The organism is Virgisporangium aliadipatigenens (genome assembly GCF_016863615.1).
Lineage (GTDB): Bacteria > Actinomycetota > Actinomycetes > Mycobacteriales > Micromonosporaceae > Virgisporangium > Virgisporangium aliadipatigenens.
In genome coordinates this window covers 38,023-61,296 of sequence record NZ_BOPF01000008.1, presented here as the reverse complement: position 1 = coordinate 61,296, position 23,274 = coordinate 38,023, and the positions used below count along the sequence as shown (strand labels likewise).

General features: G+C 71.8%; 20 protein-coding genes. 6 read left to right on the top strand and 14 right to left on the bottom strand.

Annotated elements, in window-relative coordinates:
• Window positions 1-34: 34 nt before the first annotated feature.
• Window positions 35-1,111, bottom strand: a complete 1,077-nt coding sequence (locus tag Val02_RS12835; RefSeq protein WP_203899243.1) for a WD40/YVTN/BNR-like repeat-containing protein — start codon at window positions 1,109-1,111, stop codon at window positions 35-37.
• Window positions 1,112-1,194: 83 nt separating this feature from the next.
• Here Val02_RS12835 and Val02_RS12830 point away from each other — a divergent pair, with 83 nt between their 5' ends.
• On the top strand, window positions 1,195-1,554 hold the full coding sequence (locus Val02_RS12830) for a PH domain-containing protein (protein WP_239152811.1): 360 nt from the start codon (window positions 1,195-1,197) through the stop codon (window positions 1,552-1,554).
• Here Val02_RS12830 and Val02_RS12825 read toward each other — a convergent pair.
• Both Val02_RS12825 and Val02_RS12820 read right to left on the bottom strand, forming a co-directional pair.
• Window positions 1,548-2,462 carry a 2-hydroxyacid dehydrogenase gene (locus Val02_RS12825; protein ID WP_203899242.1) on the bottom strand — a complete coding sequence of 305 codons (915 nt, stop codon included), beginning with the start codon at window positions 2,460-2,462 and terminating at the stop codon, window positions 1,548-1,550. The two genes, Val02_RS12830 and Val02_RS12825, sit on opposite strands and share 7 nt — an antisense overlap.
• Window positions 2,463-2,591: 129 nt before the next feature.
• Window positions 2,592-3,494, bottom strand: a complete 903-nt coding sequence (locus Val02_RS12820) for a hypothetical protein (RefSeq protein WP_203899241.1) — start codon at window positions 3,492-3,494, stop codon at window positions 2,592-2,594.
• A gap of 156 nt (window positions 3,495-3,650) precedes the next feature.
• On the opposite strand from Val02_RS12820, the gene Val02_RS12815 reads away from it, so the two are divergent.
• Window positions 3,651-4,799, top strand: a complete 1,149-nt coding sequence (locus Val02_RS12815) for a PQQ-dependent sugar dehydrogenase (protein WP_203899240.1) — start codon at window positions 3,651-3,653, stop codon at window positions 4,797-4,799.
• Window positions 4,799-6,373 (top strand): metallophosphoesterase family protein, encoded by a 1,575-nt coding sequence (locus tag Val02_RS12810; RefSeq protein WP_203899239.1) that lies wholly within the window; start codon window positions 4,799-4,801, stop codon window positions 6,371-6,373. The genes Val02_RS12815 and Val02_RS12810 overlap by 1 nt, the downstream gene beginning before the upstream one ends.
• A 91-nt stretch (window positions 6,374-6,464) precedes the next feature.
• Here Val02_RS12810 and gatB read toward each other — a convergent pair whose 3' ends face one another.
• A complete protein-coding gene (gene gatB, locus Val02_RS12805; RefSeq protein WP_203899238.1) occupies window positions 6,465-7,955 on the bottom strand; it encodes an Asp-tRNA(Asn)/Glu-tRNA(Gln) amidotransferase subunit GatB in 1,491 nt (496 codons plus the stop codon).
• A gap of 76 nt (window positions 7,956-8,031) precedes the next feature.
• Between gatB and Val02_RS12800 the strand changes: the two genes are divergently transcribed.
• Both Val02_RS12800 and Val02_RS12795 read left to right on the top strand, forming a co-directional pair.
• A complete protein-coding gene (locus tag Val02_RS12800; protein WP_203899237.1) occupies window positions 8,032-10,011 on the top strand; it encodes an SPFH domain-containing protein in 1,980 nt (659 codons plus the stop codon).
• Window positions 10,012-10,050: 39 nt separating this feature from the next.
• Window positions 10,051-10,212 carry a DUF4236 domain-containing protein gene (locus Val02_RS12795; protein ID WP_308439999.1) on the top strand — a complete coding sequence of 54 codons (162 nt, stop codon included), beginning with the start codon at window positions 10,051-10,053 and terminating at the stop codon, window positions 10,210-10,212.
• 47 nt (window positions 10,213-10,259) lie between these two features.
• On the opposite strand, the gene Val02_RS12790 is transcribed toward Val02_RS12795, so the two are convergent.
• The 10 genes from Val02_RS12790 to Val02_RS12745 form a co-directional block, all read right to left on the bottom strand.
• A complete protein-coding gene (locus Val02_RS12790) occupies window positions 10,260-10,622 on the bottom strand; it encodes a PH domain-containing protein (RefSeq protein ID WP_203899235.1) in 363 nt (120 codons plus the stop codon).
• Between the two features lie 432 nt (window positions 10,623-11,054).
• Window positions 11,055-12,530 (bottom strand): Asp-tRNA(Asn)/Glu-tRNA(Gln) amidotransferase subunit GatA, encoded by a 1,476-nt coding sequence (gene gatA / locus Val02_RS12785; protein ID WP_203899234.1) that lies wholly within the window; start codon window positions 12,528-12,530, stop codon window positions 11,055-11,057.
• Window positions 12,531-12,534: 4 nt separating this feature from the next.
• A complete protein-coding gene (gene gatC, locus Val02_RS12780) occupies window positions 12,535-12,834 on the bottom strand; it encodes an Asp-tRNA(Asn)/Glu-tRNA(Gln) amidotransferase subunit GatC (RefSeq protein ID WP_203899233.1) in 300 nt (99 codons plus the stop codon).
• A 44-nt stretch (window positions 12,835-12,878) separates the two neighbouring features.
• A complete protein-coding gene (locus tag Val02_RS12775; protein ID WP_275415572.1) occupies window positions 12,879-14,189 on the bottom strand; it encodes a putative bifunctional diguanylate cyclase/phosphodiesterase in 1,311 nt (436 codons plus the stop codon).
• 171 nt (window positions 14,190-14,360) lie between these two features.
• A complete protein-coding gene (gene ligA / locus Val02_RS12770) occupies window positions 14,361-16,421 on the bottom strand; it encodes an NAD-dependent DNA ligase LigA (RefSeq protein WP_239152809.1) in 2,061 nt (686 codons plus the stop codon).
• Between the two features lie 60 nt (window positions 16,422-16,481).
• Entirely contained in the window at window positions 16,482-17,321 is an 840-nt protein-coding gene (locus tag Val02_RS12765; RefSeq protein ID WP_203899231.1) for a slipin family protein, read from the bottom strand.
• Window positions 17,322-17,506: 185 nt separating this feature from the next.
• Window positions 17,507-18,253 (bottom strand): ATP-binding protein, encoded by a 747-nt coding sequence (locus tag Val02_RS12760; RefSeq protein ID WP_203899230.1) that lies wholly within the window; start codon window positions 18,251-18,253, stop codon window positions 17,507-17,509.
• Window positions 18,254-18,291: 38 nt separating this feature from the next.
• Window positions 18,292-19,287 carry a methionine synthase gene (locus tag Val02_RS12755; RefSeq protein ID WP_203899229.1) on the bottom strand — a complete coding sequence of 332 codons (996 nt, stop codon included), beginning with the start codon at window positions 19,285-19,287 and terminating at the stop codon, window positions 18,292-18,294.
• Between the two features lie 302 nt (window positions 19,288-19,589).
• Complete coding sequence (gene mnmA / locus Val02_RS12750) at window positions 19,590-20,678, bottom strand: tRNA 2-thiouridine(34) synthase MnmA (protein WP_203899228.1); 1,089 nt, start codon at window positions 20,676-20,678, stop codon at window positions 19,590-19,592.
• A 9-nt stretch (window positions 20,679-20,687) separates the two neighbouring features.
• Window positions 20,688-20,885, bottom strand: a complete 198-nt coding sequence (locus tag Val02_RS12745) for a hypothetical protein (protein WP_203899227.1) — start codon at window positions 20,883-20,885, stop codon at window positions 20,688-20,690.
• Between the two features lie 122 nt (window positions 20,886-21,007).
• Here Val02_RS12745 and Val02_RS12740 point away from each other — a divergent pair, with 122 nt between their 5' ends.
• Window positions 21,008-23,266, top strand: a complete 2,259-nt coding sequence (locus Val02_RS12740; protein WP_203899226.1) for a septum formation family protein — start codon at window positions 21,008-21,010, stop codon at window positions 23,264-23,266.
• Window positions 23,267-23,274: the final 8 nt, after the last annotated feature.

The window sequence follows — 23,274 nt, the reverse complement described above, 5'->3', positions numbered from 1 at the left end:
GCAACGGGCTTCACATCGATCTTGAACGCGCGCATCACGCCACCACCGCGCGCACGCACAGGACGTCCGGCAGGTGGGCCGCGACCTGGCGCCACGTGTCGCCGTCGTCGGCGCTGGCGTACACCTCGCCGGAACGCGTGCCGAAGTAGATCCCCGCCGGATCGGCCGTGTCGGTGCACATCGCGTCGCGCAGGACGGCCGGGTAGTACGGCGTGTCGGGGAGCCCGTCGGCGAGCGCGGTCCAGGTCGCACCCGCGTCGTCGGAACGGTAGACGCGGCACTTCCCGTCGGCCGGGAACCGCATCGCGTCGGCCTTGAGCGGGAAGACGTACACGGTGTCGGGCCGGTGCGGGTGCACCACGATCGGGAAGCCGAAGTCGCTCGGCAGCCCGTCGGCGATCGAGGTCCACGCCGCGCCGCCGTCGTCGGAGCGGTACACGCCGTGGTGATTCTGCAGGTAGAGCCGCTCGGGGCTGCCGGCGACCTTGTGCACACACTGCCCGAACTCGGGCCACGGGTCGGGCAGGAAGTACGCCTTGACGCCGCTGTTGCTCGCGGCCCACGTGGTGCCGCCGTCGGTGGTGCGGTAGACGCCGCCGGTGGACATGGCGACGAGCACCCGATCCGGGTCGGCCGGGTCCGGGAGGATCGTGTGGATGGCCTGGCCGCCGAAGCCCGCACCCCAGTCCTTGCGGTGCGGGTGCTCCCACAGGCCCCGCACCAGCTCGAACGTGCTACCGCCGTCGTCGGAGACGAACAGCGCCGACGGCTGCACCCCGGCGTAGACGCGGCCGGGCCGGTCGGCGGGGCCGGGCGTGAGCTGCCAGACGCGTTCGAGGGAGGTGTCGGTGTCGGCCGGGAACGCCAGCGCCGGCCCGTCCGGCTCCTGCCAGGTGACGCCGAGGTCGTCACTGGTCGCGACGCTCGGCCCGAAGTGGGAACTGCTCACGCCGGCCAGGAGCCGGGGCCGCTCACCACGCGGATCGACGCCCACCGCGTAGACGCCGGTCATCGGGAACAGCGCCTCGGAGACGTCCCAGGTCTTACGGCTGTCGTCGCTACGCGCCACGAACAGTCCCTTGCCGGTGCCGATCAGCAGCACAACGCTCATCGGTGCGCTCCTATCATGCGAGTGACGTGCGAGATCCGGGCCAGTATGAGCCCCCGCTACGACACTTTGGCAGGATTGACCTCGTGGTCCGCTTCCGGTTGAACGCCGCCCTGGCCGTCGCGGCGTTCGTCACGACCCTCGGCTCCCTGCCGCTCGCGACGTACAGCTGGTACCTGGCGCCGATCCTGCTCGTGCCGGCGGCCGTCGCCGTGTGGGGCTGGCGCGCCGGTACCGACGTCGACACCGAGGGGCTGCGGGTGCGGGCGCTGTTCGGGTCGCGGTTCCTGCCGTGGACCGGGGTGGCGTCGCTGCGGATCGGCGATCGCGAACGCGTCTACGCCGAGACGCTCAGCGGCGGCGAGGTGCGCCTGACCGGGGTCACCGCCGCCGACGTCCCGCGCGTGGTGGAGGCGAGCGGGCAGGGGCTGAAGACCGCTCAGTAGCCGTCGGCCACCACGTTGTCGAGCGGTTCGCCCGCGGCGAAGCGGCGCAGCTGCGCCCCGACCAGCCGGTAGGCCCGCCACAGCGCGCCCGGCACGGAGCCGCCGACGTGCGGGGTGATGAAGACGTTCGGCATGCTCCACAGTGGATGTTCGGCGGGGAGCGGCTCGGGGTCGGTCACGTCGAGCGCCGCGTGCAGCCGGCCCGACGCGCACTCCGCGGTCAGCGCCGCGGTGTCGAGTACGGGGCCCCGCGCGGCGTTGACCACCAGCGCCCCGTCCGGCAGCCCGGCCAGGAACGCCGCGTCGACCAGCCCGCGCGTCTGCGACGTCAACGGGATGAGCAGCACCACGATGTCCGCGTTCGGCAGCAGGGCGGGCAGCTCCTCGACGGCGTGCACCCCGTCGCGGGCGCGGCGCGCCACCAGCGTGATCTCCACGTCGAACGGCGCCAGCCGGGCCGCGAGCGTGGTGCCGATCGAGCCGGCGCCGACGATGAGGACCCGCCGGCCGGACAATTCTCCGGTGCGGCGGTAAGCCCAACGACGTTCCACCTGGGAACGGGCGAACGACGGGAACTCCCGGACGGAGGCCAGGATGGCGGCGGCCGCCCACTCGGAGGTGGAGGAGTCGTGGACGCCGCGCCCGTCGCAGAGGGTGACCCGGTCCGGGATCTTGCCGTACCACGCGTCGACGCCGGCGGTCATGAGCTGCACCACCCGCAGGTCGGGCATGCGGGCGACCAGCTCGACGGCGCCCGGCCCGGACAGGAACGGCGGCGACCAGAACTCCACACCCGCCGGATCGGAGGGCATCGGCCCGTCGACCGCCGGGAAGATCTCGACCGTGACCCCGTCCGGCACGTCCCCGAGCTGCCCGCGACCCTCGTCATGCGAGATCCACACCTTCACAGCGTTACCCGCTCAGCGCACGGCTCCGCCCCACGACGGCTTCCCTCCGCTGCGCTCCGGTCCAGGCGCCGTGCCATGCGCGCGCTCAGGTCCAGGCGTCGTGGTCTGCACTCGCTCATGGTCCGAACGCTAGACCCCCGGGCCGGGCTCGGGCGGGAGCGGGGCGCCGATCGGATCGCGGCGGGCGCGCGGCGCGACGTTGAAGTGGTTGAGGACGGCGCCGGCGAGTGCGGCCAGCGCGCCGATGAGCATCAGCACCCCGCCCCACGCGTACGACAGGTCGGCGTCGACGAGCGCCTCGGCCTGTTCGTTGATCTCGTCGATCCCGAACGTCATGTCCTTGTTGGACAGCGCGTAGCCGAGCAGGACGAAGAAGACGAACAGCGCCAGCCCGAACTGCAGGCCGGTCAACGTCGCCCCGGGCAGGCGCACCTCGCCGCGCCGGTAGCGCAGCACCGACAGCGCCACGAGCACGATCCCGGCCAGGACGACCCACCAGGTGAGCGGCGCCATGAACGTCTCGGCGGCCCACGCCGAGTAGGAACCGTCGATGTCCTTGCCGTTGCCGCTGTTGACGGAGGCGATCAGCTCGTCGTTGTAGCTGACGAACGGCGCGAACGACCACAGGAACACGAACGCGCCGCCACCCATGATCAGCATGTCGCCGATCGCCGGCGGACGCGCCCGCAGGGCCGCGAACTGCGCCTTCGCGATGGTCTGCGCCCGGCCACCCACGCCGGAAAGACGCCCGCCGGCACCGGAGAAACGGCCACCGCCGAAGCGGCCACCGGCACCACCCCCCGGCGGCGGGGCGCCCTGCGGCGCATAGGGGTCGTGCGCCGGTGGGCCGTCGAAGACGTGCGTGGGCTGGTCCGCGTCGGACGGGTGCGCGGACGGCGTGCCGCCGTAGGTGCGGCTCGGGTCTCCGTAGGCCGGCGCCGGATCGCCGTATCCGGGGTCGGGACGCGGCGCCGGACCCGCGCTGTAGCCGCCGTACCCCTGCTCCTCGGGCTGGTTCTGACCTGGCTGCATGGCACCCTCCGCAACGCCGATCCGTTCCCCGTGGGCGTGCCACAAGCTAACCCAGATTCACCGATATCGCAGTACCTGTCACGGGTGCGCTACGGACCGGCGATCAAGACCCTGAGCACAGGAACTTGCCAGATATGCCGGTTAGGCTAGGTCCCCGTGAGAGGTCTCCGCCGCGCCGCTGCTCTCGGGTTAACTGCTGCGCTGGCGCTGGCCGGATGTTCGTTCGGGCCGCCGCCGCCGGACGAGAGCGGGTCGCCGCCGAAGCTGCCGACGCCGAGCGTGCCGCCGAGCAGTCCCGGCGCGGGCGATCTCAGTGTCGTGACGACGGTGCTGGCGAAGAACCTCGCGGTGCCGTGGGGGATCACGTTCCTGCCGGACGGTAGCGCGCTGGTCACCGAGCGGGACACGCGCCGCGTTCTGAAGGTCGGTCCGGAGCAGGATCAGGACGGCCTCAAGGTGACGCAGGTGCAGGTCATCGAGGAGGCGTACGCGGCCGGCGAGGGCGGATTGATGGGCATCGCCGTTTCGCCGTCGTACGACACGGATAAGACCGTGTTCGTGTACTACACGACCCGCGAGGACAACCGCATCGCGAAGTTCACGCTCGGGCAGAAGCCGCAGCCGATCGTCACCGGCATCCCCGCCGCCGGCATCCACAACGGCGGGCGGATCGGGTTCGGGCCGGACGGCTTCCTGTACGCGGGGACGGGCGACGGCTCCGACAAGACCCGTTCGCAGGACACCAACAATCTCGGCGGCAAGATCCTGCGCATGACGCCGGACGGGCAGCCGGCGCCGGGCAACCCGTTCGGCAATCTGGTGTACAGCTACGGGCACCGCAACGTGCAGGGCTTCGCGTGGGACCAGGCCAAGCGGATGTACGCGACGGAGTTCGGGCAGAACGCCTGGGACGAGGTCAACGTCATCGAGTCGGGGAAGAACTACGGCTGGCCGGACGTGGAGGGCGACGGCAACGACCCGCGGTTCGTCGACCCGATCGTGACGTGGAAGACGGACGAGGCCTCGTGCTCCGGCGCGGCGATGATCGCCAACGTGTTCGTGACGGCGTGCCTGCGGGGTGAGCGCCTGTACATGGTGCAGACGACGGCGACCGGCGGCACGCTCGGCGCGCCGAAGGGTGTGCTGGTCAAGGCGCACGGGCGGCTGCGCACCGTCGTGGCGGCGCCGGACGGTTCGCTCTGGGTCGGCACCTCCAACAAGGACGGCCGGGGCACGCCCAAGGCCGACGACGACAAACTCCTGAAGATCGTGGTCGGCGGCGCGGGCGAGGCCGGGAAGAGCTGATGGGCTTACGGTCCGTCCTGCGCGCGGTCCGTAAGCCGTTCACGAGGGAACGGCTTCGTCGCTTCGCCTCCGCCTGCGGGCTGGTGGCGGTCTCGATCGTCGGCATCGTCATCGGCATCCTGGTCGCCGGGCACACCGACGAGGACCTGGGGCCGTTCCGCGCCGAGTACTCGATCACCCCGTCGCTGTACGGCGGGTCGGAGGTGGTGATCCCGCCGCTGGGTTCGCTGCATCTGGACAGCCATCACGGGCCGGCGCATCTGCGGGTGCGGCTGGAGACGCTGGACCAGAAGCGGACGCAGGCCCTGGTCAAGGATCCCGCGGCGATCGAACAGGCGAGCGACCGGGCCACGGAGGACGTGGCGCGCGGGGTGCGCCGGCTGATCTGGAAGACCGCCGGTGCCTCCGTCCTGGGCGCCATGATTCTCAGCGCCCTGATCTACCGCAACACCAGGCGCGTGGCCGGGGCCGGTTCGGTCGCGGTGCTGCTGCTGTTGAGTTCGGGCGTCGCGGCGGCGGGGACGTTCCGCCCGGACTCGATCCAGGAGCCGCGCTTCGAGGGCCTGCTGGCCAACGCCCCGGCCGTGGTCGGTGACGCGCGCCGGATCGCCGACCGGTACGAGGAGTACCAGAAGCAGCTGCAACGCATGGTGGCGAACGTCGGCCGCATCTACAGCACCGTCTCGGGCCTGCCGGTCTACGAGCCGGACGCGACGACCACGCGCGTGCTGCACGTGTCGGACCTGCATCTCAACCCGGCCGCCTGGTCGGTGATGAAGCAGGTCGTCGCCCAGTTCAATATCAACTTCATCATCGACACCGGCGACATCAACGACTGGGGCAGCCAGCCGGAGGCCTCCTACGTCGGCTCGATCTCGGACATGGGCGTCCCGTACGTCTACGTGCGCGGCAACCACGACTCCGAACTCACGGCGCAGGCGGTCGCCCGCAACGCCAACGCGAAGGTGCTCGACAACCAGGTGATCGAGGTGAACGGCCTGGTCATCGCAGGGATCGGCGACCCGCGGTTCACCCCGGACAAGACCGCTTCCAGCGAGGAAGGCGCGGTCGAGGGCACCGGCCAGTCCCTCGCGGTGACGATGGCCAACGCGGGCCGCCCGGTCGACATCGCCCTGGTGCACGACCCGCTCGCCGCCGCGCCGCTCGCCGGCGCCTGCCCGGTGGTGCTCGCCGGGCACCGCCACAAGCGCAACGTCGAGCGGATCGGGCCGGAGAGCGGCCCCATCCCGAAGGACGGCCGCACCATCCTGATGACGCAGGGGTCGACGGGTGGGGCCGGGCTGCGCGGGCTGGAGAAGGAGGAGCCCACCCCGCTGGCCCTGTCGGTGCTCTACTTCGACCAGGAGCACAAGCTGCAGGCCTACGACGACATCACGCTCGGCGGCACGGGCCAGTCGGAGGTGAGCCTCCAGCGGAACATCGTCCGCCCCGACGAGGCGATCAAGGGCACCCCGACCCCGAGCCCGTCGACCTCAGAGTCGGGCTCCCCCGCGCCGTCCGGCTCGGCACCGCCGCCGTCGGGCTCCCCGACCCCGACGCCGTTCCCGAGCTAGGCAACGAAGATCGTCGCTCCTCCCGTGACACGACACGCCGATGAGGCCGTCACGGGAGGGGCAACGATCTTGCACGAGCGCCCGAGCCGGCTCAGCTCAGCCGCGACACGATCAGGTCGCGCACCGTCTTGGCGTCCGCCTGCCCGCGGGTCGCCTTCATGACCGCCCCGACGAGCACCCCCGCCGCGGCGACCTTGCCCTCGCGGATCTTCGCGGCCACGTCCGGGTTGGCCGCGATCGCCTCGTCGACGGCGGCCGTCAACGCGCCCGTGTCGGAGACGACCTCGACGCCGCGCGCCGCCATGACGGCCGACGGCGAGCCCTCGCCCGCGAGCGTGCCCTCGAGCACCTGCCGGGCGAGCTTGTCGGTCAGCTTGCCGGCGTCCACGAGCTGCTGCAGCTCGGCGACGTCCGCCGGGGTCACGGCGAGCGCGGACAGCTCGACGCCGTCGTTGTTGGCACGCCGGGCCAGCTCACCGAGCCACCACTTGCGGGCCGCGTCCGGGGTCGCACCGGCCGCGACGGTCGCCTCGATGAGCTCGACCGCTCCCGCGTTCACGATGGACTGCAGATCATGGTCGGAGACCCGCCACTCCTGCTGCAACCGCGCCCGGCGCGCCCGCGGGGTCTCCGGAAGCGCGGCCTTCAGCGTCTCGACCCACGCCGGGTCCGGCGCGAGGGGCACCAGGTCGGGCTCCGGGAAGTAGCGGTAGTCGGTCGCGGTCTCCTTGGAACGCCCCGACGTCGTGTCGCCGGTGTCCTCGTGGAAGTGCCGCGTCTCCTGCGTGATCGAGCCGCCGGCATCGAGGACGGAGGCCTGCCGCAGCATCTCCGACCGGACGGCCCGCTCGACCGAGCGCAGCGAGTTGACGTTCTTGGTCTCGGTGCGGGTGCCCCACTCCTCGCCCGGCTTGTTGAGCGAGGTGTTGACGTCGCAGCGCATCGAGCCCTGCTCCATCCGCACGTCGGAGACGTCGAGGGTGCGCAGCAGGTCGCGCAGCTCGGTTACGTAGGCGCGGGCGACGGCCGGGGCGAGCTGGCCGGTGCCGGCGACCGGCTTCGTGACGATCTCCACCAGCGGGATGCCGGCCCGGTTGTAGTCCACGAGGGACTCGGTCGCGCCGTGGATCCGGCCGGTGGCGCCGCCGATGTGCAGCGTCTTGCCGGTGTCCTCCTCCAGGTGCACCCGCTCGATGCCGACCCGGATCGTCTGGCCGTCGACGTCCACGTCGAGGTAGCCGTCGACGCACAGCGGCTCGTCGTACTGGCTGATCTGGAAGTTCTTCGGCATGTCCGGGTAGAAGTAGTTCTTCCGGGCGAAGCGGCACCAGGTCGCGATCGAGCAGTTGAGCGCCAGGCCGATCCGGATCGTCGCCTCGATGGCGGCCTTGTTTGCCACCGGGAGACTGCCGGGCAGGCCGAGGCAGACCGGGCACACCTGCGTGTTGGGCTCCGCGCCGAAGACGGTCGGGCAGCCGCAGAACATCTTGGTGTTGGTGCCCAGCTCGACGTGCGTCTCCAGGCCGATCACCGGCTCATACGTCGCCACAACGTCCTCGTAGCTCTTAGTCGCGCTCGTCACCGGATCAGATTAGACGAACCATTAAGATCATTTTTTCGCGCGTCCGTCGCTTGGCGGCCGTCGATACTCTCCGGCCATGGCGCAGTTGCCGTTACTGGTCGTCGCCGCCGTGTTCGCGGCCTACGTGTTACTCGTGATTTTCAAGTCGCTGCATCGCATCGGGCCAACGCAGGTGGGGCTCGTCGTGAAGCGGTACGGGCTACGGTCCCTCAAAGCCGATACGCCGGTGGCCATGCGTGGTGAAGCCGGGTACCAGGCCGATCTTCTTATGCCGGGGATGCGGTTCCGGTTGTGGCCGCGGTTCGCGGTGTACAAGCATCCGTGGGTGCAGGTGCCGGCCGGCGAGATCGGGGTGGTCATCGCACAGGTCGGCAAGCCGCTGCCGATCGGCGCGAAGAGCGCGCGGTACCGCACGGAGTTCGGCGACTTCAGCGACCTGCACGCGTTCCTCAAGGGTGGCGGGGAGAAGGGCGTCCAGCGGCCCGTCCTGCCACCGGGCACGCTGGCGCCGATCCACCCGATCGCGTTCATCGTGATCACCGCGCGGGAGGTCTTCGGCACCCCGGTCGCCCCCGAACTCGCCGCGCTCGCCCGCCACGGCCATCTCGCGCCGGAGTCGTTCGGGCTGGACGAGGAGCAGCTGCACGTGAAGGTCATCGCACCCGGCAAGGGCGGCGACGTGGTGGGGCTGGTGACGGCCCTGGAGGGCGAGCCGCTGCCGCAGGGCGACATCGCCAGCCGGCTCGGCGGCTACGCGGACATCGCCGAGATGGAGTCCGACGACGACGTCAGCGACGCGGAGCTGATCGACGCGCTGCTCGGCTCCAAGAACCACGAGCACGACAACTACCAGGACTTCCAGAAGTTCCTCGACGCCGGCGGGCGGATCGGCCTGCAGCACGACCCGCTGCTGTACGGCGCGTTCCTGCTCAACCCGTTCCTGCTCAAGGTCGAACTGGTCCCGATGCTCGTGGTCAACCAGGGGCAGGTGGCCGTCATCAAGGGCTTCGTCGGACTGCCCACGTTGGACACGTCGGGGGCGGAGTTCAAGTTCGGCAGCATCGTGCGGCCGGGGCACCGGGGCATCTGGCAGGAGCCGCTGCGCACCGGCAAGTACGCGATCAACCCGCGCATCTACGCCGCCGAGCTGGTGCCGACCTCGATCCTCACGCTCAACTGGGCGAACGCCACCTCGCACGCGCACGACCTGGACTCCCGCCTGGAGTCGATCATCGGCAAGACGCGGGAGGGATTCGTGTTCACGATCGACCTCCAGGTGCAGATCCACATCTCGGACGCCCGCGCACCCGCCGTCATCTCGATGGTCGGCACGATCCGCAATCTGGTGAACGAGGTGCTGCAGGCCGCCGTCGGCAACCACTTCCGCAACACGTTGCAGGGGCTGGCCGCGATCCGGTTCATCGAGACGCGGCAGGAGGTGCAGCGGGCGGCTTTCGACGAGATCACCCGGTACCTGGCCGGCTACCAGGTGGAGACGCGCGGCGTGTACATCCAGGACGTCGTCTTCCCCGAGGCGCTGGTCGGCGTGCTGACCCGGCGCGAGATCGCCAACCAGGAACGGGCGACGTTCGAGGAGCAGCGCCGCACCCAGCTCACGCGCGTCGAGATGGAGAAGGCCAAGGGCACCGCCGACATGCAGGCGCAGCTCGCCTCGGCCCAGGTCTCCGTGGAGATCAGCACCAACCAGTCACTGGCCCGCGAGGCGACGGCGCGCGGCGACGCGGCCTACGTGCGGGTGACCGGTGAGGCCGAGGCGGATCGGACCCGCGCGGTCGGCCTGGCCGAGGCGGAGGCCACCAAGGCCCTCGAACTGGCGAAGGCCGCCGGCTTCGAGGCGCAGCGCGAGGCGATCGGTGATCTGCCCACGGCACTCGTGGCGGTCGCCGGTGCGATCGCCGCCGGCGAGATCAAGATCGCGCCCGATGTGCTGGTGACCGGCGGCTCGTCGCTGGACGGCCTCGCGGCGGCCCTCATCCAGACCCTTCGCGCGCGGGAATCCAACGGCGCGCGAATAGTCGAGACCGCCGATGGGTAATTGAAACGGCACGTACCTGAGGAGGAACCTACGATGCCGATGCATTTTCGAGCCCGTCGCAAGTTCGGCCCGCTGGTCTTCAACTTCGGCAAGTCCGGGATGACCTCGTGGGGCCTGCAGATCGGCCGCTGGTCGTGGAACTCGCGCACCCGTCGCCAGAGCGTGGACCTGCCGGGTCCGGTCTCGTGGCGCAGCCGCTGACAGCACGTCACTGAAGCCCCGGCGAACGGCCGGGGCTTCATCGCGTCTCAGCGGGCGTAGTGCAGGATCACGTTGTGGATGTGCTGGGTCTTCTCGACCCCGCGCACCTCGATCTCCCACATGTGCGCGCCGACGTGGATGGCGATCTTGCCGGTACTGAAGAAGTTGCCCGCCCAGGACTTGTCGCTCACCAGCGACACCGCCGTCACCTTGGAGTACGGCACCGACGTGATGGCCAGCCGCTTCCCCACGAACGACTTGTCCTGCAGGATCACCCGCTTGTCGGTGAGCCCGATGAACCCCGTGCCCACCCCGACGGCGTCGTAGACGGCGATGATGGACTCCCCCGGCAGCAGCCCCGACTGGATCTGCTGCAGCTGCTCCCGCCGGTCGTACCGCACATCACTCATGTCCCGAGCGTAACCCGGTGGATCACCCCGTCGATCTTGCACTTGTGGCGCCCGGATCGACCGCTTTTACCCCGCCGTGTCGCCACCACAACTGCAAAATCGACGCGCGGGTGGGTCAGCCGGTGACGTAGATCGGCGCCTACGCCCCGCCGACCGGCGTGGCGCGCGGTCCCTGTCGCCGATCGTGCGAGCCCGGCACGCGCGGACACCATGGGTTCATGGCGGGCGACCCTCCGTTACATACCCCGGGCCTGGGCTGCTACCTGTGGATCGCGGTCGCCCTCTTCGCGGTCGCCCTGCTGGCTTACGTCTGCTTCGGCGGCCCACCGCGGTAGCCCTTGGGGACGCGGAGGTGGAGCGAAGCGACCCGGCGGGAGCAGCGGTAGTGCACCCGACGGGCCGTCGCAATAACGCTCTTGAAGCTCTTGATCTTTAGAGGGAAGGCGGCGTGAGCACTCCGGCGGCGGATTCCAGGGCCGCCGCGACCCGGTACATGCGGTCGTCCGCGAGCGTCGGCGCCATGATCTGGAAACCCACCGGGAGCCCGTCGGAGAGCCCGACCGGGACGGAGATCGCCGGCCCGCCGTAGAGGTTGGAGGGGATCGTGTACAGGTCCGCCAGGTACATCTGGTACGGATCCGACGTCCGCGACCCGAACTCGAACGCCACGAACGGCGTCGTCGGCGACACCAGCACGTCCACCTTCTCGAACGCGGCGGCGAAGTCCCGGCTGATCAGCGTGCGCACCTTCTGCGCCTGCCCGTAGTAGGCGTCGTAGTAGCCGCTGGACAGCGCGTACGTGCCGATCATGATGCGCCGCTTGACCTCCGGCCCGAAGCCCTGGTCGCGGGTGAGCGACATGACCTCCTCGAGCGAGCGGTTGCCGTCGTCCCCGGCACGCAGCCCGTAGCGCACCCCGTCGAAGCGGGCCAGGTTGGACGAGCACTCGCTCGGCGCGATCAGGTAGTAGGCCGGCAGCGCGAACTCGAAGTGCGGGCACGACACCTCGACCACCTCGGCGCCCAGCTTGACCAGCGCCTCGATGCCCTCGCGGACGGCGGCCGACACACCCGGCTCGGCACCCTCCCCGCTGAACTCCTTGACGACCCCGAGCCGCACTCCGCTCAGGTCGCCGGTGGCCCCCCGACGGGCCGCCGCGACGACGTCCGGCACGGCGGCCGGGATCGACGTCGAGTCGCGCGGATCGTGGCCGGCGATGACGGCGTGCAGCAGCGCGGCGTCCTCGACGGTGCGCGCGCACGGCCCCGGAGTGTCCAAAGAGGACGAGAACGCGATCAGCCCGTACCGCGACGTGCCGCCGTAGGTGGGCTTGGCGCCGACGGTGCCCGTGACGGCGCCCGGCTGCCGGATCGAGCCGCCGGTGTCGGTGCCGATGGCCAGCGGCGCCTCGTAGGCCGCGATCGCCGCCGCCGAACCGCCGCCGGAACCGCCGGGGATCCGGCCGAGGTCCCACGGGTTGTGCGTCGGCCCGTAGGCCGAGTACTCGGTGGAGGAGCCCATGGCGAACTCGTCCATGTTGGTCTTGCCGAGGATCACCAGCCCCGCCTCGCGCATCCGCGTGACGATGGTGGCGTCGTAGGGCGGCTGCCAGCCCTCAAGAATCTTGGAACCGGCGGTCGTCGGGACGCCGCGGGTCGTCAGCACGTCCTTGACGGCGATCGGCACCCCGGCCAGCGGCCCCTGCGCCCTGCCGGCGGCGCGGTCCGCGTCGACCCGCTCGGCGGCGGCCAGCGCGCCCTCGGCGTCCACGTGCAGGAAGGCGTTGACCCGCTCGTCGACCGCCGCGATCCGGTCGAGGTGCGCCCGGGTCACCTCCACGGCGGACGTCTCGCCGCCCGCGATCGCCGCCCCGAGCTGCGCCGCGGTCATCCTGGTCAGGTCCGACATGGCTCTACGCCTCCTCTTCCAGGATCCGGGGAACGCGGAACCGGTCCTCGGCGCTGTCCGGCGCCATGGCGAGCGCGTCCTCGCGCGAGATGCCCGGCACCACGACGTCCTCGCGCAGCACGTTGGTCAGCGGGACCGAGTGCGACGTCGGCGGGATGTCCGCCGCGGCCACATCGCCGATCCGGGCCACCGACTGGAGGATCACGTCGAGCTGGCCGGCGAACATGTCCAGCTCATCCTCGGTGACGGCCAGGCGCGACAGGCGCGCGAGATGCGCTACCTCGTCGCGGGAGATGGCGGCCATGACGGCTCCTCTACGTGTGACTACGGAAGACCTGGAGAGTCTATTCACTCGGCTCCGGGTACACGGGTCCGACCCGTGTAGTCGGCGAGCCAGCCGAGCAACTGCTCCGGCGGCATCGGGCGCGCGCCGTACCAGCCCTGCGCCACATGGCATCCGGCCGTCACCAGCGCCCGCCACGTCGTCTCGTCCTCGACGCCCTCGGCCACGACGCGCAGCCCCAACGCGTCGGCGAGCCCCACGATCGCGCGTACCACCGCCGTGTCCGCCACCGTCGCCGAACCGGCACCGTGCACGAACGACCGGTCGATCTTCACCTCGGTCAGCGGAAGCCTGCGCAGATGCGCCAGCGACGAGTACCCCGTGCCGAAGTCGTCGAGCGACACGCCCACGCCCAGCCGCTGCAGGCGTGCCAGCGAACTCAGCACCGCCCGCGGGTCGGTCATCAGCGCGCTCTCGGTGATCTCCAACTGCACCCGGGAGGCCGGCACGGCGCGTTCGGTCAGGCGATCCACGAGGCGGTCGATGAGTTCGCCGCCGAGCAGGTCCCGCATCGACACGTTGATCGACAGGCGCAGGTCGGCCACCTTGTCGCCCCAGCGGCCGAACTGGTTGACCGCGTCGTCGACCACGCGCATCGACAGCAGGCGCATCACCGGGCTGTGCTCGGCGGCGCGGATCACCTCGTTCGGGTCCACCGGCCCGCGCTGCGGGTGGTGCCAGCGCAGCAGTGCCTCGACCCCCACCACGGCGCCGGTGCGCAGGTCGATCTGCGGCTGGTAGTAGAGGCCGACGCTGGTGTCGGTGGGGTCGGTGACGGTTCTTCGCAGGTCCGCCAGGAGGCGCAGCCGGCCCTCCGCGCGCAGATCGGCACCGGGCAGGTAGCCGGCGACCGCCTCGCCCCTGCGCTTCGCGTCGTACATGGCCCGTTCGGCGTTGCGCAGCACCGTCTCGCTGTCCGCGCCATCGCCGGGCGCCACGGCCACCCCGACCGCCGCCGACACCTCGACGGGCAGCCCGTCGACGGTGACGGGTTCGTGCAGGGCAGCCGCGAACCGCTGCGCGCCGGCCCGCGCGCCCTCGGCGTCGGCGACCTCCGGCAGCACGATGACGTACCGGTCGGCACCGAGCCGCGCCACGACCCGCATCGGCCCCGGAACGGCCACCAGCCGCTGCGCCACCTCACCGAGCAGCCGGTCCCCGGCGGAGAAGCCGAGCGCGTCGTTGACGAGCCGGAAGTCGTTGAGGTCCAACACGAGCAACGCGAACGGCCGGTAACCCCGCCGGTCCACCATGCGCGCCAGTGCCGCCCAGGTCGTCAGACCGGTCAACGGATCATTCGTCGTACGCGCCAGCACGGCCCGCCGACGCGCGTCTGACAACCACCCAAACCGCTTCACCGGCTGAACAACGCCCGGTCCCCCGCCTGGTGACGGATGATCAGGTCTCCGTGGTGATCCGGTCAGCCGGAGTGCGGCGTCACCCGACCGCCGGATGCGCCCGCACGTCGCCGACGACGCGGTCGGCGTTCACTCCTCGACGCGGGCCACCGCGCGGGCGGCCTCGGGTCCCTCGGTCAGCAGCACCCGCAACCCGTCCTCGTCGAGGATCGGCACCTTCAGCTGCACCGCCTTGTCGAACTTGGAGCCCGGCGACTCACCCGCCACGACGAACGCCGTCTTCTTCGACACCGAGCCGCTCACCTTGCCGCCCCGGGCAGCGATCTCCTGGGTGGCCTGGTCGCGCGAGTACGTCTCCAGGCTGCCGGTCACCACGACCGTGATGCCGTCGAGCGGGCGCGGCCCCTCCTCGGCGTGTTCCTCGGCCATCCGCACGCCGGCGGCCCGCCACTTCTCGATCAGCCGCTTGCTGTGCTCCTGCTGGAACCACGCGTGCACCGCGTTGGCGATCGTCGGCCCCACGCCCTCGGCCTCGACCAGTTGCTCCACTGTGGACGATGCGATCCGGTCGACCGACCGGAACTGGCGCGCCAGCGCCTGCGCCGCCTCGGGACCCGTGTGCCGGATGGAGAGCGCGACCAGAACCCTCCACAGTGGACGTTCCTTGGCGGCCTGCACACCGGCGAGCAGCTTGTGGCCGTTGGTGGAGATGGCGCCGTCGTCGTTGACGAACAGCGGGCAGTCCTTGAGCTTCTCCTCGGTCAGGTCGAACAGCTCGGCCGGCCCGTCCACCACACCCGAGTCCGCGAGCGCGAACGCCGACTTCTCGCCCAGCCCGTCGATGTCGAGCACCTTGCGACTGCCGATGTACTCCAGCCGGCGCCACTTCTGCGCCGGGCACTCGACGTTGAGGCAACGCAGGTCGACGTCGCCCTCCTTCTGCTGGGTCAGCGGGCTCTTGCACGCCGGGCAGTGCTCCGGCATCACGAACTCCCGCGCGTCCGCCGGCCGCAGCTCCACCACCGGCCCCAGCACCTCGGGGATCACGTCGCCGGCCTTGCGGACGACGACCGTGTCGCCGATCAGCACACCCTTGCGCTTGACCTCGCTGGCGTTGTGCAGGGTGGCGAGCGAGACGGTCGACCCGGCCACCTTCACCGGCTCCAGCACCGCGAACGGCGTCACCCGCCCGGTGCGCCCGACGTTGACCTGGATGTCGAGCAGCTTGGTGTTGACCTCCTCCGGCGGGTACTTGAACGCGATCGCCCACCGGGGCGCGCGGCTGGTCGACCCGAGCCGGCGCTGGATCGACACGTCGTCGACCTTGACCACCACGCCGTCGATCTCGTGGTCGAGCGCATGCCGCTTGGCGGCGAACTCCGCGATGTACTGCTGCACGCCGTCGAGCCCGTCGACGACGGTCCAGCGCTGCGAGGTCGGCAGCCCCCAACTCCGGAGGGTCTCGTACGCCTCGGACTGCGCGCGCGGCGCGAATCCCTGCCGCGCGCCGATGCCGTGCACCAGCAGCCGCAGCTTGCGGCCCGCGGTGATGCGGGGATCCTTCTGGCGCAGGCTGCCGGCGGCGGCGTTGCGCGGATTGGCGAACGGCGCGTGCCCCTGCTCGACCAGCGACGCGTTGAGCTCCGCGAACGCCTCCACCGGGAAGTAGATCTCGCCCCGGATCTCCACCAGGTCCGGCACGTCGTCGCCGTGCAGCCGCTCCGGCACGTCCCGGAGGGTGCGCACGTTGAGCGTCACGTCCTCACCGGTGCGCCCGTCCCCGCGGGTGGCCGCCCGGGTGAGCCGCCCCTTCTCGTAGGTGAGGTTGATCGCGAGACCGTCGATCTTCAACTCGCACAGGTAGCGCACCGGCCCACCGGCGTCCCGCTCGGTACGCTCCGCCCAGGCGGCCAACTGCTCGTCGGTGAACGCGTTGTCCAGGCTCATCATCCGCTCGGCGTGCTCCACCGGCGTGAACAGCGTCGAGAACGTGTAGCCGACCCGCTGCGTCGGCGAGTCGGGGCTGCGCAGCTCCGGGAACCGCTCCTCGAGGTCCTGCAGCTCCCGGATCAGCGCGTCGTACTGGCCGTCGCTGACGGTCGGCGCGTCGAGCACGTGATAGCGGTACTGATGCTCGTCGATCTCCTTCGACAGCTCGGAAACCCGCGCCTGCGCCCCGACAACATCCACTGCCAACCCCCTGGGAACCCGCCTCAACAGCACAGACGTTATCCCAGGGGTACGACGGTTTCAGTCCGCGACGTGCTTGTCGAAACCGATGTACAGCCGCGCCATCGCGTTGGCGCCCAGGGCGCCGAGCGTGTCCAGCTCCCGCACCCGCAGCAGCGCCGGGTGCTCCGCGTACGCCGTCGCCGCCTCGGCCAGCCGGTTGAGCGCGTCGACCTCGGCCTCCGCCCGGATCCGCGCCGCGTCGGCGTCGGCCTGCGCCGCGAGCCGCGTCGACTCACCCCGCGCGGCGGCCGCGACCCGCTCGGCGTCCGCCCGCGACGTCGCCTCCAGCGCCTCCCGCTCGGCCTTCGTGCGCGCCTCCACCAGCTGCGCCTCGGCCAGCCGCTGCGCCGTCAGCACGCGGTTCATGATGTCCTGCAGGTTGCCCGGGAAGACGATGTCCTTCACGTCGGAACGCAGGATCTCGACTCCGTAGCCGCTCGCGATCGCGCTCACGTCGCGCAGGATGTCCTCGCTCAGCTCGTTGCGCGTGGTGAGGATGCCCTCGAGGGTCATCGACGCCAGCGAACGCCGCGCCGCCAGCTGAATGTCGCTGTAGAGCCGGTCCTCGTAGCCCGCCACCTTCTCCACGGCCGCCACCGGATCCGTCACCCGGAACTGCGTGATGATGCTGACCCGCACCGCCACCTTGTCCGCGGTCAGGATCTCCTGGCCCCGGATCGTCAGCTCCCGCTCACGGACGTCGACCTGCACGATCTCGACCTTCGGCTGCCGCTTGCCCCAGCGCGCGGCGGCGGGCAGCTCGTAGCGCCCGGGCTCCAGCACGGAGTCGAACCGGCCGTCGACGTAACGCAGCCCGCGGTGCGAACTGCGGATGATGATTTCTGGACGTGTGGACACGGTTCACCTCCTAGTGAAAAGGGTGGGCCCCGCAACGTTTCCGATGTGAAAGATCGGTCGCCTGCAGGCGGCGGGACGAGCGCGGGGTGATCCGCCCGCTTGGTCCACCGTGAACGGCGCTTTTTTTCTGAAAGCGTCGGGGCCCGCAACCAAGGTCGCAGTCTTTCCCGTGCGCCACAACGCATTTAGCGTTCGAGCACGACCCAGACGAACTTGCCGTCGTTCAGTGCGATCGTGCCCCACCGGCTCGCGCAGCGGTCGACGAGATGCAGACCGGTGCCGGTCGTTCCCAACGGCGCGGCCGGATCGCCGAGCCGCGGATCCTGCAGCACCGGCGGCGTGAACCCGCCGTCGCGCACGCACAACCGCAGATGCCGCTGGGTCAGCACCGCCGTCACGGCCACGGTCGTGCCGGCGTGCGTGACGGCGTTCTGGACCAGCTCCGACACGACCAGGCGGGCGGGGTGCGCCAACTGCGGCACGTCCCAGGCGAAGCAGGCGTCGCCGACGAGCGTGCGCGCCGCCGAGGCCGCCAGCACGTCCGGCTGGAACTCGCCGTACAGCCGCCGCGGGGTCGGCGGCAGGTGCGCCAGACACGACGCGGCCCGATCCAGCGACTCCGCCACCCGCAGGAGATCCCGCCACGGACGGCGGGACAGCCGCAGGCCCAGCTCGCCGCGCGAACCGCACCAGTACACCGGCACCGGCGGCTCGCGTTCGGCCCGCTGCTGCAGCGACAGGAACATGGCCGGTGCCTGCCCCGCCGGGTCCACGAACTCCGTCAGGTCCACCAGCACCGCCCGCGGGCACTCGATCAGGGCCTTGCGCACCGCGCTGCGGACGACGTGCCGGGTGCCCGCGGTCAGCTCGCCGACGGGCGTGACGATGACGTTCTCCTGGTCGAGGTCGTGAGCGACACGGGCCGTTAGCACGGGAGAGACGCTAGCTGTGCGTAGTTTGTTGTGCCACCCTACGCAAGGGCATCGTCAGCCAATCGGCGTCCGGCGTCGCGGCAGGCCGCCAGGAGAGCCCGTGCCGAGGCCGGCGACGCTCCGGCCAGACCGCACGACGCGGACACGGCCACCCGTTCGACCAGAAGGGTGGAAGAAAAACCGAGCTTGTGCCAGACGGTCCGGACCCGGTCGGCGATCGCGGCCGACGACGGCGCCGGCCGGCGGGGGTCCGCCGCGCCCGCGACGAGCACCGTCCCCGCGTCGATCGCCTCGCCAAGGGCGTCCAGGTCCGCGACGAGCGCCAGGTCGATCGCGACCCCCCGGGCTCCCGCCTCCCTGATCATTTCCAGGGGAACGTCTTCAGCACAGCAATGCACGATCACCGGCACCCCGGCGGCCTCGACGACGGCGCCGAGCGCACTGCGCGCGGTCGACACGTCGACCGACCGGTACGTGTGCAGCCCGCTGTCGGTCGGCACCCGTCCACTGAGGACACTCGGCAACGACGGCTCGTCGAGCTGCAGCAGCAGCGTCGCGTGCGGGATGCGCGCCTTGACCTGGGCCAGATGCCGCCGGACCCCGTCGGCCAGCGACTCGGCGATCTCCCGCGCGGCACCGTGGTCCCGGAGCGCCCGGCCGCCGAGGGGCAGTTCCACCGAGGCGGCCAGCGTCCACGGCCCCGTAACCTGCACCTTGAACGTCCCGGTGAAGTCGCCGGCCTGCTCGTAGAGCGCGTCGAGATCGCGTTCGAGGAGGTCCCACGCGCGCCGCAGGTCCCGCCCCGGCCGATTGGCGAACTTCCACCGCCCGGCGTACACCTCGACGGGCAGCTCGGTGAGCAGGGCGGCGCCGCGGCCGATCATGTCCGCCCCCGGCCCCCGGGCGGGCAGTTCGGGCAGGTGCGGCAGGTCCGGCAGCTCCCCGAGAACGACCCGGAGGCTCTCGGCGATGTCGGTCCCCGGCAGGGAACCGATCCCGGTCGCGGCGCCGGCCGGCCAGAGTGCGTCGCTCATCGTGCTCCTCGGGGTCGGTGCTGTTCGCTGGGTCCGGCGGCGCTCCGCCGGTGTGCGGTGCCGCTCGGCCGGCGATGTGAAGCCGGCGGCCTGGCGGTACACCAGCGACGTTATCGGGCCGGGATGACGTCGCTCACGTAGCACCCGGACGCCGGCCCGCCCGCCACCGCACGGGTCCTGACCGGCGACCGGGCGAGCACCGGGGACATCCGCAGGTTATTGCCCGCTGATAACCTGCGGATGGCCCCAGTACTTGAGGACAGCCGCCCCGGCCCCGGCTGGCGACCGAGCGCGGCCGGCGGTCAGGCGGCGGCGACCGCGCGGTCGGTGGCCGTGATGGTCGCGGAGCCCAGCACGATGTCGCCGGCCTCGTCGGCCCGGTAGGCGACGATCGCCTGGCCGGCCGCGATGCCCCGCGCCGGCCGGTGCAGCTCCGCGGTCAGCCCGTCGTCGGTGCGGCGCACCGTCGCCGGGAAGGTCTCGCCGTGGGCCCGGAGCTGCACCGCGCACTCCACCGGCGTCGGCTCGCCGTGCCAGATCGGCCGCGCGCCGTGCACCCGGCCGACGTCCAGCGCCTCGGCGGGCCCGACCGTGACCGTGTTGGTGACCGGCGTGATGGACAGCACATAGCGCGGTCGCCCGTCGGCGGCCGGCCGGCGCAGGTCCAGCCCGCGGCGCTGCCCGACGGTGAACCCGTGCGCCCCGCCGTGCTCACCGAGCACCTCACCGGTGGCGGCATCCACGATCGGCCCCGGCCGCGCGCCCAACTGCCGGTCGAGGAACCCTCGGGTGTCCCCGTCGGCGATGAAGCAGATGTCGTGGCTGTCGGGCTTGTCCGCGACGGCCAGCCCACGCACCGCCGCCTCCGCCCGGACCTGCTCCTTCGTGGAGTCGCCCAGCGGGAACACGGCGTGGCGGAGCTGATCCTCGCGCAGCACGGCCAGCACGTACGACTGGTCCTTGGCCAGGTCGACGCTGCGGCGCAGCAGCCCGTCGGCGCCGAGCCGGGCGTGGTGCCCGGTCACCACCGCGTCGAACCCGAGCGCCATGGCGCGATCCAGCACCGCCGCGAACTTGATCTTCTCGTTGCAGCGCAGGCACGGATTGGGCGTGCGGCCGGCGGCGTACTCGGCGACGAAGTCGTCCACGACGTCCTCGTGGAACTCGTCGGCCATGTCCCACACGTAGAACGGGATCCCGATCACGTCGGCGGCGCGACGGGCGTCCCGCGAGTCCTCCAGCGTGCAGCAACCGCGCGCACCCGTGCGGTACGTCTGCGGGTTGCGCGCGAGGGCGAGATGCACCCCGGTGACATCGTGGCCGGCTTCGGCCGCCCGGGCAGCCGCGACAGCCGAGTCGACCCCGCCGGACATGGCGGCCAGAACCTTCACGCATCGAGCCTAACCGGCCCGGCGACCGGCTTTCCGCACGAGGACCGCCCCCGCGGCGAGCAGCACCCAGATCACCAGCGGCACCGCCGGCCAGAACCACATCACATCGCCCTTGCGCCAGGACTCGACGCCCCACATCACCACCAGGGCTGCCGCCGCGGCGAGGAACACCCGCCAGTCGGCGTACCAGGACCGCTCGTCGGCCATCGCACCTCCCGTCGCTCCGGGCACTCTAAGGTGCGGGCGCACCGCGCTGTCACGCGACCGGCCGACACAGCGGAACCCACCGCCGGACACTACATAGAGTTACCGAACACTACCGTTCTTGTGTGACAGAGCCTGACCCCACGCCCGGCTTCGCACCCATTCCTCCCGGTGCGACCCTCTCCGCGGGACTACGCCGGCCCGCCCCCGCTCTCGTCGACGACGAAGGAACGGGGCCGGCACCGAGCGGCCAGTCCATCCAGCCCGGTCAGCCACGGGACGGCCACCCGGCCGCACCGGCGCTGTTCGGTGGCCGGGGACCCGTGCCCGCCGCCGCCGGTCCGGCCGGTCAGGCCATCGAACCGGGCGTCCCGCGCGACGGCCGACCCGCCGCACCCACCCTCTTCGGGGGGAACGGCCCCGCTCCCGACCCGGCCGCCCCGTCCGGCACGCCGATCGAACCGGGCGTCCCACGCGACGGCCGACCCGCCGAGCCCACGCTCTTCGGCGGGAACCGTCCCGCGCCGACCGGCGATCAGCCGCCGCCGGCCGGCCACACCATCGAGCCCGGGGTGCCCCGTGACGGCCGACCGCTCGCGCCCACCCTCTTCGGCGGGAACGCCCCCACCACGCAGTCCCCCGGCGCCGGTGCACCGCTTTCCGGCGGGCAGTCCTCAGGCGCACCGCTCTCCGGTGCACAACCCTCCGGTGCACCGCTTTCCGGCGGCCAGCCCTCCGGCGGGCCGAGCCAAGACGGGACGACGTCGGGCGGCGTCGCGCACGCCTATCCCTCCACGCACGGCTCTCCGTCGGCGCACGCCGCTCCCCCCTCGCACACAGCTCCGTCGGCGCACGCCGCTGCCCCTTCGCACGCAGCACCCTCCGCGCACGCCCTCGGAGCGGCACACGCCGCACTGGCGCCGGGCCTGTTCCCGCCCGCTTCGTCCCCGGCGCACGCCCCGGTCCCGGCGGCTGCGCCGGCGTCGTACGACCCGGCTTCGGAGCAGGGGTCAGCCACGCCGCCGTCGACGCCTGCACCGGGCGACGGACGGCTTGCGGGGTCGGCCCCCGCGACGGCTCTCCTCGCGCCGCCCGCGCCGGTCGAGACCTACACCGGCCCGGCGACGACCGCGATGCTGCCCGGCTTCATCCGGCCCGTGGCCGACCACGAGGAGGTGCTCACCGCTTCCCTGGACGACGCCGACCTCGCGCCGCGCGCCGGTCTCTTCGCCCCGCCGGCCGCCCGGACGGCACCGCACAGCGAACTGCTCGGATCGCCGAGTGCCGGGTCGTTCCCCACCACGGCCGCGGCCACGCCGACGCCACACGCCGCCGCACCGGCGCCCATCGCCGGCGTCTTCCACCGGCCCGCCACGCCGGTACCCGTCGCCCCCCAGGGCGGGTCGCCCTCCTCCGCCACCGGCCTGTCCGCCGACCCGCAGGCTCCGGCGGCGCCCGCCATGCCGGGCGCCGGGCCCCTCGCCGCGCCGGAAACACCCGCCCCGGTGCTGCCCGTTGCGGGTGTCGGCAGCGGAGCCGACGTCCCGAGCGCCGGCGCGCGGTCGGGCCTGTTTCCCGGGCAGGCACCCCGGCACGCCGCCGCGTCGGGCATGCCTCCGGACACGGTGCCGCACCCGGCGGAGCCGACGACGTTCCCGACGAGTGGGCGCGTTGTCACCCAGACCTATGTGCCCCCGGAACGGGACCTCTCCTACCTGCGAAGCCTCGAGAAGCTGCCGCTCAACCGCTACGCGGTCGTCGCACTGGTGCTGAGCCTCCTCGGCGGCAGCCTGCTCGCGGTCATCGCCGCGATCGTCGCGCTCGTGCAGATCGGCCGGGACCCGTGGCAGCGCGGCAAGAAGCACGCCATCGCCGCGCTGGTCATCACCGTGCTGTGGTTCGTGGGTGCGTTCGCCTACGTGTTCGTGGTCGGGGTGTCCGAGGTGCGGGCCGAACTGGAACGGCAGAATGCCGCCGCGGCGGCCGGTGCGAGTGCGGCCCCGGCGCAGCCCTCGGGCAAGGCGGATCCGGCGGCCGGCAACGGCGGGTTCGACCTGAAGCAGTACGACTGCGTCGCGGCGATCTCCGAGGGGATGGTCTTCTCCGTAGAGACGGTCCCGTGCAGCCAACCGCACCGGGCGCAGGTCTATGCGACGTTCACCCTGCCGGACGGTGCGTACCCGGGTGACGTGCCGGTGGCGCGTTCGGTGGAGAGCCGCTGCGCCGAACTCGCGCAGAAGCTCACCCTGGCCCCCGGCGTCGACGAGGAGACGGCCGAGGTCGCCTACCTGCACCCGACGCAGGGTTCCTGGAGGGCCGGCGACCGCACGGGCATCTGCCTGGTCGGCACGCCCGACACGAAGACCGGTCCGCTGATCGGCTGACCCGCACG

Bases quoted from the DNA above. Each gene is read 5' to 3' on its own strand.
- Val02_RS12835 (WP_203899243.1), bottom strand. From the start codon at position 1,111: ATGAGCGTTGTGCTGCTGATCGGCACCGGCAAGGGACTGTTCGTGGCG.
- Val02_RS12820 (WP_203899241.1), bottom strand. From the start codon at position 3,494: ATGCAGCCAGGTCAGAACCAGCCCGAGGAGCAGGGGTACGGCGGCTAC.
- Val02_RS12810 (WP_203899239.1), top strand. From the start codon at position 4,799: ATGGGCTTACGGTCCGTCCTGCGCGCGGTCCGTAAGCCGTTCACGAGG.
- Val02_RS12800 (WP_203899237.1), top strand. From the start codon at position 8,032: ATGGCGCAGTTGCCGTTACTGGTCGTCGCCGCCGTGTTCGCGGCCTAC.
- Val02_RS12795 (WP_308439999.1), top strand. From the start codon at position 10,051: ATGCATTTTCGAGCCCGTCGCAAGTTCGGCCCGCTGGTCTTCAACTTC.
- Val02_RS12790 (WP_203899235.1), bottom strand. From the start codon at position 10,622: ATGAGTGATGTGCGGTACGACCGGCGGGAGCAGCTGCAGCAGATCCAG.
- gatA (WP_203899234.1), bottom strand. From the start codon at position 12,530: ATGTCGGACCTGACCAGGATGACCGCGGCGCAGCTCGGGGCGGCGATC.
- gatC (WP_203899233.1), bottom strand. From the start codon at position 12,834: ATGGCCGCCATCTCCCGCGACGAGGTAGCGCATCTCGCGCGCCTGTCG.
- Val02_RS12755 (WP_203899229.1), bottom strand. From the start codon at position 19,287: ATGAGCGACGCACTCTGGCCGGCCGGCGCCGCGACCGGGATCGGTTCC.
- Val02_RS12745 (WP_203899227.1), bottom strand. From the start codon at position 20,885: ATGGCCGACGAGCGGTCCTGGTACGCCGACTGGCGGGTGTTCCTCGCC.